Consider the following 13,978-nt stretch of genomic DNA (forward strand, 5'->3'; position numbering starts at 1 on the left):
AATTCTGATACCGTTCGTCGGAGAAATTGTTAAAAGGTAATCAACTTGTTGAAGTTGCAGTTGCATTAAGCTGAAGTAATTCATCCATATATTCCCTGTTGTTCGATAAACGAGGAATTTTATGTTGACCACCAAGCTTGTTATGTTTTTTTAACCAATCGTAAAATAAGTGCTCTCTGGCTATGTGAACCTCAGGCATGTTTAAGGTCATGTTGTTATAACGCTTGGCCTCATAATCTGAATTTAAGGATTGGAGCGCTTGATCCAATTCTTCCTTAAATTGATCTACGTTTTGTGGCGGATTTTTAAATTCTATCAACCATTCGTGCGATCCTTTTTCTTTACCTTTCATAAATACAGGAGCCGCTGTATAGTCTACAATTTCAGCATTGCAGGATTTACAGACACGTCTAAGCGCGTCCTCGGCATTTTCAATAATGAGTTCTTCACCAAAAGCATTGATGTGGTGTTTTGTGCGTCCAGAGACCTTTATTCTATAAGGATTGGTAGAAGTAAACCGAATCGTATCACCAATTTTATATCGCCAAAGTCCTGCATTAGTGGTTATAATTACAGCGTAGTTCACATCAGTTTCAACCTCACTTAATGGAATCACTTTTTGATTTGGAGTTCCATAAGTATCCATCGGAATAAATTCATAGAAAATACCATAATCTAACATCAATAATAATTCACTGCTATTGTTTTGATCCTGAATTGCAAAGAAGCCTTCCGAAGCATTATAAATTTCGTAATATCTAAAATCCGATTTAGGTAGTATCGCTTTATATTGATCGGCATAAGGCACAAAACTCACACCGCCATGAAAATACACTTCCAAATTAGGCCATACGTCAAAAAGATTTTCTTTTCCAGTGGTCTCCAATACATTATTCAATAACACCAACATCCACGAAGGCACACCAGCCAAACTGGTTACGTTTTCATTGATGGTCTCATCAACTATAGCTTGCATTTTAGTTTCCCAATCACTCATTAATGACACACGATTACTGGGTGTACTACTGAACTCGGCCCAAAAAGGCATGTTATCAATCAATATGGCAGACAAATCGCCAAACACAGTACCGTTTTCTTTGTAGAGTTCTTTACTGCCTCCAAGTCGAAGGCTCTTTCCAGTGAACAATTGTGAATCTTCGTTGTTGTTGAGATACATACAAAGCAAATCTTTACTTGCCGCATAATGACAATCTTCCAGAGATTCTGCACTCACAGGAATAAATTTACTTTTGGCATTGGTTGTGCCACTAGATTTAGCAAACCATTTTATCGGACTTGGCCAAAAAATGTTGGTTTCACCCAATCGAGAACGTTCAATGACATTTTTGTAGTCCTCGTAGGTAGATACTGGAATTCGTTCTGAAAAGGTTTTGTAGTTCTTTATAGAGTCGAAATCGTATTTTTTTCCAAACTCGGTATCCTTAGCTTTATTCAATAAGTGAAATAGTAATTCATTTTGCACTTCATTTGGGTATTTTAAAAACAGTTCGATTTGGTGAAATCGCTTTTTTAAAAACCATGATGCAATTGAATTTACTAAAGGAATCGGCATTTTTCTAGTATCTTTATGTTTTTAAAAATAATACTTTTTTTTATATGTTTTATCAAGGTGTTTTAACAAAAATGGAAACCGAATTCGCACATCCTATCCAATATTATTTGGTTATGGAGAATGACTTCTTGAATATGAATCAGTTACTTGGTAAAACTCTTTCGATGGAATTCGTAAAATACCAATGTTTAAAATGTGGTTTGAACAAACCTATTTACAGACAAGGGTTTTGTAAGGAAGATTTTTTTGATATTCCACAAGCAGGAGAGTGGATTATGAGGCCAGAATTGAGTACCGCACATTTAGGTAAGGAAGATCGTGATTTGGAATATGAAAAGAAAGTACAGTTGCAACCACATATTGTGTACTTGGCTAACTCAAGCAACGTTAAGGTTGGCGTGACGCGTAAGAGTCAAGTTCCTACACGATGGATTGACCAAGGTGCTCATGAAGCCATTGAAATTGTTGAAGTACCCAATCGTTATTTAGCTGGTATCACAGAAGTAGCCTTAAAAGATCATGTTTCAGACAAAACCAATTGGCGAAATATGCTTAAAAATGACGTTAAGGATGAAGATTTGGTCGAGTGGAGAGAACGTCTGAAGACCTATATTCCCGAAGAGGCGCAGGCGTATTATATTGCTTCAAATTCTGAAACCAATTTAGAGTTTCCAGTTCTTCAATATCCTGAAAAACCACAAAGTCTCAATATCGAGAAAAAAGGAAATTATACTGGTAAATTGGTTGGTGTAAAAGGCCAATATCTCATTTTTGAAGATAACACCGTTTTTAATGTAAGAGCAAATGAAGGCCTTGTCGTAAAATTTACCATATCATAAACATTAACGTAATTTTATAAGTCGATAGTTGTTATAAGCCTCTGCTTTTTAGTATTTTAGAAATAAAAAAAGCTATGAAGGTTCCAGTTATGTTTTATGTGGTATTGACCACAATTATGTTAGTAACACTCACTATTATGGTCTCTATGGATTTGGCCTTTAGTTGGGTATTTTATACCATGTGTATCGGACAATTATTTGTCCTTATTATGGTTTATAAAGTCTTAAGGGATACTTATACTACCAATAAAACCTTTAAGGACTTTTATGAAGATCATCCTATTTCTCAATATGAAAATTTCAGATAGAACCATCTGTATAAACCAAAAAAAGCACATTGTTTTTAAACAAAACGATGTGCTTTTTTTATTACAGTATGTAGTCCTTTTAATAAGAGATTATACGTCTTCTTGATCTCTTAAGTTTTGGATATAAGCTGCTTTTTGTATTTCTCTTCTACGCTTTACTGAAGGTTTGGTGAAAAATTGATTTTCACGAATGTTTTGCATCGTTTTAACGTTTCTGTGTTTTCTCTTGTAACGTTTCAATGCACGTTCGATGCTTTCGCCTTCTTTTACTAAAATTTTTATCATCTATGTGTTTTAATGGTTAATGGTTTACCCTAAATAGGTTTTTAATATTTTGTTTTTTGAATCTTGACGCAAACGTCTAATTCCTTTTTCTCTGATTTGTCTAACACGTTCTCTGGTCAAATCAAAAGTAGCTCCAATTTCATCTAAAGTCATTGGTGGCTCGTTGCTTAGTCCAAAGTTTAAGCGAATGACATCACTTTCCTTTTGAGATAACGTATTTAAGGCACGATCAATTTCAACGCTTAAGGACTCGCTCATAAGTTGTTTGTCTGGATTTGGAGATTCACCAGACTTTACAACATCGTATAAGCTAGAAGTTTCCCCTTCTTTTAAAGGTGCATCCATTGACAAGTGTCGTCCTGAGTTTTTCAGTGACTGCTTCACTTCTGTAACAGTCATATCCAATTCCTTAGCAATCTCCTCAGCACTAGGTGCTCTTTGATGGGTTTGCTCTAAGTGGGAAAAGGTCTTGTTGATTTTATTAATGGAGCCAATCTTATTCAATGGTAATCTTACAATCCTAGATTGCTCAGCCAAAGCTTGTAATATGGCTTGTCTAATCCACCATACGGCATAAGAAATAAACTTAAAACCTCTGGTTTCATCAAAACGTTTTGCAGCTTTAACTAAGCCAGCATTTCCTTCATTGATTAAATCTGGAAGTGTCAGACCTTGGTTTTGATATTGTTTAGCAACTGAAACTACAAAACGTAAGTTAGCCGTTGTGAGCTTATCTAGAGCGGCTTGATCTCCTTCTCGTATGCGTTGGGCAAGTTCAACTTCTTCTTCAGCAGTAATCATTGGAAGTTTACTTATGTCCTGTAGGTATTTGTCAAGTGATTTAGATTCGCGGTTGGTAACTTGTTTGGTAATCTTTAATTGCCTCATGTACTAGTTTTAAAAAGTTCGCAAGCTACAATCTAACTTTTAATTTGAAAAAAGCAAATAAATCTTTACTTCTTTGTAAAAATCTAACAAAAAAGTAGTTGGTTTTAAGATTTCTATAACGTTTACAGCTGAAAATCAGTTGTTTTGAACCGAATCTTTCTTTTTGTTTTTTCCGCCTAAAATATTACCAAGAACATTTTTGACTCCTTCTTTAATAGGATCGCTTTTGGTTTTTGTAGTATCAGTTTTTACAGTTGTGGAATCATTTTTAGAATCTTTTGTGTTGCCACCTAAAAGTCCGCCCAATAAATCATTGACTTTGTCTTTGCCTTTCCCAATGAGTTTTTGCTTTTCAATTTCAATAAGTTGTTGGGTCAAATTGGAAACACCACTGGTCAAGTCGGTTTTAACTTGCGGACTCGAATAATTTCCTGTGATATTGGCAGTGACTGGAATAGTGATATTTGAAACTTGATCATCATTAATTTTTCCAATAAGACGGTTTACCTCACTTCCCAAATACTTCGCTGGTACATCAAAAACCGCTTGGTAATCTATGGTTTTGCTGAAGCTGTGAGAACCTGATACCTTAATGCCAATATCCTTATATTTTAAATCAAAAGGCTTCACATTCACCTTTCCTTCTGAAAAGTCAAGATTGGCCTTCAAATCCTTTAGGTCCAATTTACTAAAGTCTACAAACGATAAGGCTCCTTCTAGTTTATTCAATACTGAACCTTCCTTTGGATCTATTTGAGTAGTCAATAATTCAGCAAAAGCATTTCCAGTTAAGGTATTTAAGTTTGGAGAAAACTCATGATCTAAAGTTCCTTGAAGATTGATAAGTGTATTCAGTTTTCCTTGTAAGGCTTTGGCAATTGGTGCTAGATTTTGAAACAATTCCATCCCATTAAATGATTGGGCGATATCAAAGCCATCTGCTCCAAGATTCAGGTTGAAAATAGGTGTATCTGTTTTGGTTGACACTTTTCCAGTAATGGCTAATTTTCCACCAAACAAATTACTGGTCATGTTTTGTAAATTGGCTTCTTGGTCTTTGATGCTTAAGAAACCTGTAACGTTGCTAAGCGTTAAATTGTCATAAACCACTGTATTGGCTTTGGCATTAAGGCTACAATCTAGAAATTCAGGAATTTTCAACGATTCTCCATCAGAGGTTGTTTTATTGGAACTTTCTGTAGCCGATTCATCTTCGACCATGAAATCACTGATTACAAAATTATTGGATATTACATCAAATTGACCTTGTAATTTTCTATCACTTAACAAAAAACCAAGTAGGTTTTTAATATTTCCTGTAGCTGAAAAATCGCTGCTTCCAGTTCTAGCGTCAAAACTATTGAGTTTGACATTTCCAGGATTAAAGCTCATATCAGCTTTATTGATTTGAATCGGATTGACAATGTCTTCCGAAGAAAATACAAAATCGGTTATGCTGGCTGTACCTTTATTTTTAATGCGTTCATAAGCATTGGTTTCAATGGCATTCATGTCAAACTGTGTATTGAGCTTAGTTTTCAAAACACCACTGAGTTGCTTATCGAAATCGATAGGATAAGCCTTGGTCAAATTTCCAAGATTCAAAGTACCATCGATATTGGCGTTGACAAAGATGTTTTCAGTTATATTTTGAATCACTGCTGAAGATTTGAAGACATCATTATCAATTTTAAAGTTCAATGTTTTAATGTCAACGTAAGTGTCTTCAGGCTTTCCAGTTTCATTTTTAATGGCTGTGTCAATCGTGATTTGATCGACACGCTTAGGTAAGTTTGGATATTTGAAAGAAGCATTTTTTGAAGCAATTTTTATATCTAAAGTTGGAATGGTCTCTTCTGTAATTTTACCTTTAATGATGCCATTCACCTTAAAATCACCTGAAGTTTCCACATCTTCAATGTTCTTTGAGTACGCTTCAGGAATCACGGCAAGAAAATCCTTAAAAGAAGATTCCGGATTTTCAAATGTGATATCGATGTCTTGTCCGTCTTCCAATATTTGTACATAACCTTTAAATTCTAGAGGTAATTGATTGATGTAACCTTTGTTATCTTTAAAAGTGTACTTCTGTTTGTTCAAATCCATGCCAATAAGTGCATCTAAAGTCACAATATTATTGGTGAGATATGAGGTGCTGTCAATGCTCATGCTCACATGGCTGGTAGTTTTTGTGTCCAGTTCTGAATCTTCCGCAGAGAATATGCCATGGCCAGAATGGTTGAGCTCTGTAAGGTATAATTCGGTTTTAGAAATTGCGTCCAAATACGTTAGCGCACTGTTGTTAATGGAATAATCTTCTATGTCAAAAGAAAAACCAGTGCTGTCTTCTGAAGCAGAGGAAGCGTTTTCATTTTCTTTGGTAATATCGTAATTGATGTTTCCTAAAGCATCGGTTTTCAGAGTTAAAAGAGCTTCATCCACAGTAATGGTATTGACCACAATTGGCTCCTCATCAGCAGTTTTGAAAAGTTCCTTAACCGACATGGTAAAGGCTATATTTTTTGCCGTGGCAAAGGTTTCACCTTCAAAAGGTTCAAAATTGGTAATGATCAAATCATCAACTTCAACATGTGCTTGAGGAAAACTGCGAATCAAGCTTAAGCTAACGTCACTGAATTCCACTTTGGCGTTTACATTTTCATTGATGAAACGCTTAACCATGTCTTTGATTTGGGATTGAAATGCAAAAGGAATGGCAAGAAGCAATAAAAAAATGATAAGAATGCTTATGCCAATAATCTTGAGTGCTTTTTTCATACGTGTGTTGTCGGTTTATGCTATAAATATATACGAAGCTTAGATCACTTTGGCTTAAAATACATTAAAGTTTAGTAAAATTTTAACCTCTTCAGAATAATGATGCGGTTAGAGTAAATTGATTTCCTCGTTGACTTTCAATTTGAATCGCCTTCTGAAAATATAAACCCCTAAATACAAAAATGGTGTGTCAAGTGCCGCAACGATAACCTTGAATAGAAATCCGCTAATCAACAAGCCTTTAAAACTACTCCAAGGTAAAACACCAAAAGAGCACAATAGAAACACAATGGAAAAAGTATCTACAAATTGTGAAAACCAAGTAGAAAAATTATTCCGAAGCCACAAATGACGACCTTGGGTCAAGCGTTTCCAAAAATGATAGATTTGAATATCGATGAATTGTGCAAACAAATAAGCAGACATACTTGCAAACACGGCAATGGCGGAATTTCCAAAGACCAGAGTAAACGTATCATCTGTTACAGGTGAATTGGCAATGGCAGGAACACTATCTGAAACTAAAATAATCAATAGAGAAAAGACAGAGGCAAAAATACCAGCAATAACAACTTGATTGGCGCGTTTTTTTCCATAAATCTCACTAATTAAATCTGTAATAAGAAAGGTTAACGGATACGGCAATAAGCCAACTGAAATTTCAAAAAGCTTAGCGCCAAAGATTTCTATGTCAAACGGATACCAATAAAAGAACTTTTGGAATATCAAGTTGGAGACCACCAAAGACGTAATGAACATTGCGGCTAAGAATAAATAAATTTTTTGAGCCAGAAGTTTGTCTTTTGTAGTCATAAATTGTGAATAAATACTTACGGTAAATATACGCCAAAGTGAATTTCTTTTACTTATTTTGAAATTCCTATGAATCCACCTAACCTCGTTTACATAGCTCTTGGTAGTAATAAAGGCGACAGACTGAAGTATCTGCAGAAAGCCATAGACTTGATTTTTGAACGTGTTGGAAAGGTATGCAGTATTGCAAAAGTGTATAATACACCTGCTATGGGATTTAAAGGTGACGATTTTTTAAACACCTGTATTTCCATTGAAACCCATTTGTCTGAAAATGATCTTTTGGAAGAGTTGTTGACTATTGAAACGCAGTTAGATCGTAAAAGAAGTACTTCAAAAGAATATGAGTCCAGAACTATAGATTTAGACATTCTACTTTACAGTGATGAGGTTGTAAAACATAAAAACTTACAGATTCCTCACCCAAAATTTCAGGACCGCATGTTTGTGCTTCAACCTTTGAACGATATCGCTTCTAAAGTGGTGCATCCAATAGTGAAGCAGAACATAGCTGAATTGCTAGAGAATTGTTCTGACGAAAGTTTGGTAGAACCCATTAATATTTGGTTGAAAAACCCTTCTAAACAATTTGATTTCACCAAACGAAATTACATTGCTATTGAAGGGAATATTGGTGCTGGAAAGACAAGCTTATCGCACAAAATCTCTCATGATTTCAATGCCAAATTGATTTTGGAACGCTTTGCCGACAATCCGTTTTTGCCAAAGTTTTATGAAGCACCACAACGTTATGCCTTTACTTTAGAAATGTCATTTTTGGCAGATCGCTATCAGCAAATTTCCGATGATTTATCGCAATTGGATTTATTCAAGGATTTTATTGTGAGCGATTACGATATCTACAAATCGCTCATTTTTTCAAAAATCACCTTACCAGAAGACGAATTCAAGCTGTACAGAAAATTATTCTATTTGATGTACAAAGATATTGCGAAGCCAGATTTGTATATCTATCTCTATCAGAACACAGAGCGTTTGCAAGAAAATATCAAAAAGCGTGGTCGTGATTACGAACAGAATATTGACAGTGCATATTTGGAAAAAATCAATTCAGGGTATTTGGAATTCTTGAAAAATCAAAACGAATTGAATGTGAAGATTATTGATATTTCAGAACGTGATTTCGTTAAGAATAGAGCAGATTACCTTTGGATTCTAAATGAAATTTGTAACGCATGATGCCTTTCCGAGTTGAAGTTATTCCAAATCGATATATAGCTGGTATGCGAACCAAAACTTGTATGGTTCATATCATGAAAGACACTCAGGACATTGCAAAGCAATTTATGCCTCGACGTCATGAGGTAAATCACAGAATAGGAAATCATGTGTTTTCCATTCAAAATTTTGGACCTGATTTTTCACCTGCAAATCCACATTCCGAATTTGAAAAATGGATTGGTATTGAAGTTAGTGAAATTGATGCGCTTCCGAAAGACATAAAGTCCTTTGTTATTCCAACTGGCACTTATGCTGTGTTTGACTATAAAGGATCTATGAAAGATTTTTCAGCATTTAGAGCAAGGATTTTTCAAGAGTGGTTGCCTAATTCAGACTATATTTTGGATGATAGACCGCATTTTGAAATTGTAGATGAAAATTATCGCAAGGACTTAAACAATACCGAAGAGTCAGTTTGGATTCCTGTTCAAAAGAAAATCTGATGTCTTTTAGTATTGGTTTTATAAAGTCAATAGCGTCGTAACAATCTGACTTTTATTGTCTTCTAAGATGGTTTTGCACATTAAGGTATTATCGTGGCTTTCTAAATCGAAAGGTGATCGAAGCAAGTCAACACCACTGTTGTATTTAAGTCTGTTGCCCTGGCTAGAGATGATATCTTTGTTGGGTTCAAAAGAATCTCTTGGAATGTGTTCCGTAAGGATAATGTATTTGTAGGTTTTGATGTTTTCAACAATACTTTGGATTTCTTCATTTGACAAATGTTGAAGCACTTGTCTTAAAATGATGCAATCTGCAACAGGAAGCTGGTCTTTTGAAATATCTAAACACTGAAATTCTAGATTTTTATTATTGAACTTGGTTTTGTTGCGCTTTATCAAAGCTTCTACGATATCGATGCCAGTGTAAGATTTGGTGTATTTCAATAATTGCTTACCAACATTGAAATCGCCACAACCTAAATCACAAACGGTTAAATTGTTATTATGCGATTTCAAAAAGCTAATTACTGCTTTAAGGTATGGCTCTACAATGCTTGGGTTATGAGAACCTTCACCAGAGTAGAAATCAAAGTCGCTTCCGCCCCAAAGATGCTGTTCGTAGATTTGGTTCATAACCGCTTTGGTGGGCCAAGGTTGTTTTGTTCTCTTAGATTGGTCACTCATTCCAAATTGCTTCACCATTTTCGCCAGAGACTGGAGGCATTCCTTTTCTCCCTTTAGCATGCCAAAAGATAAACTCTTTTTCGTATTCAGAAATTCGGCCAGTTTCAAACTCCTTATGGATTAATGAGGTGATTTCATCAAAATGTTGGCTTGGAGCATGAACAAATAACATATAAGCTTTTGAAGTATATGCATCAAGTCTTTTGTTGTTAGGAAAGCCATATGTTTTTGTAAGGTTAATTAATGTACTACTGTTTAGGCTATCATTTTTCTTGATAATAGACCAAATGCTATCCGTTTTTTTATCGTACCAGTCAAATTCGTCACCAGATCCTTTTTTACCTTTAGATAATCGTTTCATCATAAAGCCTTTATCCAATCCGTGAAGAGAATCAATTTTGTCAAATCCATGTCTTACACCCTGATCCAATTCATACATAGAGTCAATCACTTTATTTAGATATACTTTTTCAGAATCAGATAACTGAAAATTTGTTTCTTTTTCTTCACAACTTAGGAACGAGATAAGTAGAGCGAAAATCAGAGCTATTGACTTTAATTTTGAGAATAAATCCCAAACCACAACACCACAGCTTACCGAAATGTTTAAGGAATGTTTGGTCCCAAATTGCGGGATTTCGATGACGACATCACTAGCATCCACAACCTCTTGTGCGACACCTTTTACCTCATTTCCAAAAACCAAAGCGTACTTTTGATTGTCTTCAGGTTGAAACTCATTGAGCATGGTCGCATTTTCGGCTTGTTCGATAGATATGATTTTTATGCCTTCGTTTTTTAGTTTATGGATTACATCCATGGTATGTTCATTGTGTTCCCAATCTACAGTCTTGGTGCTTCCCAAAGCCGTTTTTCTAATGTCGTTGTGAGGAGGTTGGGCAGTAATGCCGCAGAGGTGGATTTTTTCAATCAAAAAGGCATCGCTGGTTCGAAATACAGAACCAATGTTATTCAAGCTTCTAATGTTGTCTAATACAATGATAAGCGGTGTTTTCTTAGCCGATTTAAATTCGGAAACATCCAATCGGTCAAGTTCACTGTTTTTGAGTTTTCTCATGTTAAAATCTTGTACGTTTTGTAGATAACTTCTTTGTTTTACACTTTATAAAGCCTTAAAATATAAGTACATTAGCAATCTTGTCGTTGAGACAAAAATACCAATTAAAAAAGATAAACCCTTGGCGAAGAAAGCAAAAAAAGAAACCCCTTTAATGAAGCAGTACAATGCTATTAAAGCTAAGTATCCTGATGCCTTGTTGTTGTTTCGTGTGGGTGATTTTTATGAAACATTTGGTAGCGATGCCGTGAAGGCTTCAGATATTCTTGACATTGTTTTAACGAAGCGTGGCGCTGGAAGCGACAGTGAAACAGAATTGGCTGGTTTTCCACATCACTCCTTAAATAGTTACTTGCCTAAATTGGTCAAAGCTGGTTGTCGTGTCGCTATTTGTGATCAGCTTGAAGATCCAAAGCAAACCAAGACGATTGTGAAACGAGGTGTTACTGAATTAGTAACGCCTGGTGTAGCCTTAAATGATGATATTTTACATTCGAAGCAGAATAACTTTTTGGCTTCCGTTCATGTTACCTCAAAGTATTTAGGGATATCGTTTTTAGATGTTTCAACTGGCGAATTCTTTATTGCCCAAGGAAATGCCGAATACATTGATAAACTGCTTCAGAATTTCAAACCTAGTGAGGTTTTGGTGTCTAAACCCAACCGTTTAAAATTTGCTGAGGTTTTTGGAAATGATTTCCATGTCTTTTATATGGAAGATTGGGTATTTCAAGATGATTATGCCAATGAAACCTTACTAAAACATTTCAATACAAAATCCCTCAAAGGTTACGGTATTGACGACCTTTATGAAGGTATTGTGGCTTCTGGAGCAATCCTTCATTATTTAGGTGAAACGCAACACCATAAATTAGAACACATTACGTCTATACAACGATTGGTAAAAGGCGATTATGTTTGGATGGATCGATTCACCATCAAGAATTTGGAATTGTACCATTCTTCTAATCAAAATGCAGTCACATTAATAGATGTTATTGATAAAACCATCTCGCCAATGGGCGGACGCTTACTCAAGCGTTGGTTGGCATTGCCTTTGGTCGATCTTAAAGCCATTGAACAGCGACATGATGTTGTAGCGTTTCTTAATGAGGATCAGAATTTGCGTACTAAGTTTCAAAATCAGCTTAAGCAAATAGGAGATATTGAACGATTGATTTCCAAGGTAGCCACTGCCAAGATCAATCCGAGGGAAGTGGTGCAGCTCAAAAACGCCTTGGAAGCTATTGTGCCTGTAAAGGCACTTGCGAGCCAATCGAAAAACGCATCCTTAAAAGCTTTAGGAGAGCAGATGGATGGTTGTGAAGAACTCCGTGAGCTTATCAAACAAACTTTAAACGAAGAGGCGCCTGTTAATATTCAAAAAGGACATACGATTTCATCAGATTTTTCAGCAGAGCTAAAAGAACTTAGAGAGCTATCCACTTCGAGCAAGGAGTATTTAGATGACATGCTTGAGCGTGAATCCCAACGAACAGGAATTACTTCACTTAAAATTGCTTCAAACAATGTGTTCGGCTATTATATTGAAGTGCGACATACACATAAAGATAAAGTACCTGAAGACTGGATTAGAAAGCAAACCTTAGTCAGTGCAGAACGTTATATTACTGAAGAGTTAAAAGAGTACGAGGCTAAGATTTTAGGTGCTGAAGAGCGTATTTTACTCATTGAGCAGCAACTTTTTTCTGAGCTGGTCAACTGGATGGTTCAGTTTATCAAGCCAGTTCAAAAAAATGCTAGTTTGATTGCTCAATTGGATTGTCTTTGTGGATTTTCAAAGTTGGCCTCAGACCATCATTATGTGCGTCCGAGCATCACTGAAGATTACATCTTAGATATCAAAAATGGTCGCCATCCAGTGATTGAAAAACAATTACCACTTGGTGAGCCTTACATTGCGAACGATGTGTATTTAGATCGTGAACAGCAACAAATCATCATGATTACTGGTCCGAACATGTCTGGTAAATCGGCTATTTTACGTCAAACGGCTTTAATTGTGTTGTTAGCTCAAATGGGAAGTTTTATTCCAGCAGAAGCGGCAACTATCGGATTGGTCGATAAGATCTTTACACGTGTAGGCGCTAGTGATAATATTTCCATGGGTGAATCAACTTTTATGGTCGAGATGAACGAAACCGCTTCCATTTTGAATAATATTTCTGAGCGAAGCTTGGTGTTACTTGATGAAATCGGAAGAGGCACTAGTACTTATGACGGGATTTCCATTGCATGGGCCATTAGTGAGTATTTACACGAGCATCCATCTAAAGCAAAGACCTTGTTTGCTACGCATTATCATGAATTGAATGAGATGACGGAGACTTTTGATCGGATTAAAAATTTCAATGTTTCAGTTAAGGAATTGGATGACAATGTTTTGTTTCTAAGAAAACTGGTTGAAGGTGGAAGCGAGCACAGTTTTGGTATTCATGTCGCGAAGATGGCAGGTATGCCGCAGCAAGTCATTCATCGGGCAAAGAAAATATTGAAACAATTGGAAAAATCACATTCTAGTGAAGAGTTGACCGATAAGGTAAAGACATTGGATAATGACATGCAATTGAGTTTTTTCAATTTAGATGATCCGCTTTTGGAACAAATTCGTGAAGAAATCGTAACGATTGATATTGACACCTTAACTCCAGTTGAAGCCTTGATGAAGCTAAATGAAATCAAGCGTATGCTCTTGAAAAAGAAACAGGCTTAAAAATTATAGTTTTTTTAAAAAAAGGCTTTGCTTTTCTGATAAAAGTCTTAAATTTGCCCTCGCAATAAAGAGAACGTTCTTATACATTGCTAATGCGAAAGTAGCTCAGGGGTAGAGCATCACCTTGCCAAGGTGAGGGTCGCGGGTTCAAATCCCGTCTTTCGCTCTACACACCATATACTAGTCAAGTCGTGACTATAATGCTGAAGTGGTGGAATTGGTAGACACGTTGGACTTAAAATCCAATGTCCGTTTAGGACGTACGGGTTCAAGTCCCGTCTTCAGTACAGATGAAAAGCCGAAACTCATGTTT

Annotated in this window: 11 protein-coding genes, 2 tRNA genes and 1 pseudogene; 7 read left to right on the plus strand and 7 right to left on the minus strand. The window is 35.9% G+C overall.

The window, feature by feature from the left end; all coding sequences use genetic code 11:
- Positions 1 to 40 precede the first annotated feature (40 nt).
- Positions 41 to 1,573 carry a GH3 auxin-responsive promoter family protein gene (locus AB9K26_RS03820; RefSeq protein ID WP_369971215.1) on the minus strand — a complete coding sequence of 511 codons (1,533 nt, stop codon included), beginning with the start codon at positions 1,571 to 1,573 and terminating at the stop codon, positions 41 to 43.
- Between the two features lie 44 nt (positions 1,574 to 1,617).
- Between AB9K26_RS03820 and AB9K26_RS03825 the strand changes: the two genes are divergently transcribed.
- Complete coding sequence (locus AB9K26_RS03825; protein ID WP_369971216.1) at positions 1,618 to 2,412, plus strand: DUF2797 domain-containing protein; 795 nt, start codon at positions 1,618 to 1,620, stop codon at positions 2,410 to 2,412.
- A gap of 74 nt (positions 2,413 to 2,486) precedes the next feature.
- Positions 2,487 to 2,720, plus strand: a complete 234-nt coding sequence (locus AB9K26_RS03830) for a hypothetical protein (RefSeq protein ID WP_369971217.1) — start codon at positions 2,487 to 2,489, stop codon at positions 2,718 to 2,720.
- A gap of 90 nt (positions 2,721 to 2,810) precedes the next feature.
- Here the strand turns inward: AB9K26_RS03830 and rpsU are convergent, their stop codons facing one another.
- The 4 genes from rpsU to AB9K26_RS03850 all read right to left on the minus strand — a co-directional run bounded on the left by rpsU (position 2,811) and on the right by AB9K26_RS03850 (position 7,484).
- The gene (gene rpsU, locus AB9K26_RS03835; RefSeq protein WP_369971218.1) at positions 2,811 to 3,005 is read right to left on the minus strand and encodes a 30S ribosomal protein S21; all 195 of its coding nucleotides are present in this window, start codon (positions 3,003 to 3,005) and stop codon (positions 2,811 to 2,813) included.
- A gap of 24 nt (positions 3,006 to 3,029) precedes the next feature.
- Positions 3,030 to 3,893 carry an RNA polymerase sigma factor RpoD/SigA gene (locus AB9K26_RS03840; RefSeq protein WP_369971219.1) on the minus strand — a complete coding sequence of 288 codons (864 nt, stop codon included), beginning with the start codon at positions 3,891 to 3,893 and terminating at the stop codon, positions 3,030 to 3,032.
- Between the two features lie 135 nt (positions 3,894 to 4,028).
- A complete protein-coding gene (locus tag AB9K26_RS03845; protein WP_369971220.1) occupies positions 4,029 to 6,671 on the minus strand; it encodes an AsmA-like C-terminal region-containing protein in 2,643 nt (880 codons plus the stop codon).
- Between the two features lie 108 nt (positions 6,672 to 6,779).
- Positions 6,780 to 7,484: a queuosine precursor transporter gene (locus AB9K26_RS03850; protein WP_369971221.1), complete on the minus strand. Its 705-nt coding sequence runs from the start codon at positions 7,482 to 7,484 to the stop codon at positions 6,780 to 6,782.
- 69 nt (positions 7,485 to 7,553) lie between these two features.
- Here AB9K26_RS03850 and folK point away from each other — a divergent pair, with 69 nt between their 5' ends.
- The gene (gene folK, locus AB9K26_RS03855; protein ID WP_369971222.1) at positions 7,554 to 8,684 is read left to right on the plus strand and encodes a 2-amino-4-hydroxy-6-hydroxymethyldihydropteridine diphosphokinase; all 1,131 of its coding nucleotides are present in this window, start codon (positions 7,554 to 7,556) and stop codon (positions 8,682 to 8,684) included.
- The gene (locus tag AB9K26_RS03860) at positions 8,681 to 9,169 is read left to right on the plus strand and encodes a GyrI-like domain-containing protein (RefSeq protein ID WP_369971223.1); all 489 of its coding nucleotides are present in this window, start codon (positions 8,681 to 8,683) and stop codon (positions 9,167 to 9,169) included. The genes folK and AB9K26_RS03860 overlap by 4 nt, the downstream gene beginning before the upstream one ends.
- Positions 9,170 to 9,187: 18 nt before the next feature.
- On the opposite strand, the gene AB9K26_RS03865 is transcribed toward AB9K26_RS03860, so the two are convergent.
- Positions 9,188 to 9,853, minus strand: a complete 666-nt coding sequence (locus AB9K26_RS03865) for a class I SAM-dependent methyltransferase (protein ID WP_369971224.1) — start codon at positions 9,851 to 9,853, stop codon at positions 9,188 to 9,190.
- Between the two features lie 547 nt (positions 9,854 to 10,400).
- Positions 10,401 to 10,931 (minus strand): annotated as a pseudogene (locus tag AB9K26_RS03870) (RNA methyltransferase); the annotation flags it as partial.
- A 121-nt stretch (positions 10,932 to 11,052) separates the two neighbouring features.
- Between AB9K26_RS03870 and mutS the strand changes: the two are divergent.
- From mutS to AB9K26_RS03885, 3 genes are all read left to right on the plus strand, one after another.
- Positions 11,053 to 13,665, plus strand: coding sequence for a DNA mismatch repair protein MutS (gene mutS / locus AB9K26_RS03875; protein WP_369971225.1), 2,613 nt, complete (start codon positions 11,053 to 11,055; stop codon positions 13,663 to 13,665).
- 94 nt (positions 13,666 to 13,759) lie between these two features.
- Positions 13,760 to 13,831 (plus strand) — tRNA-Gly (locus tag AB9K26_RS03880).
- A gap of 36 nt (positions 13,832 to 13,867) precedes the next feature.
- Positions 13,868 to 13,952: transfer RNA gene (locus AB9K26_RS03885), tRNA-Leu, on the plus strand.
- Positions 13,953 to 13,978 lie beyond the last annotated feature (26 nt).

This window comes from Psychroserpens sp. XS_ASV72 (genome assembly GCF_041224425.1).
Lineage (GTDB): Bacteria > Bacteroidota > Bacteroidia > Flavobacteriales > Flavobacteriaceae > Psychroserpens.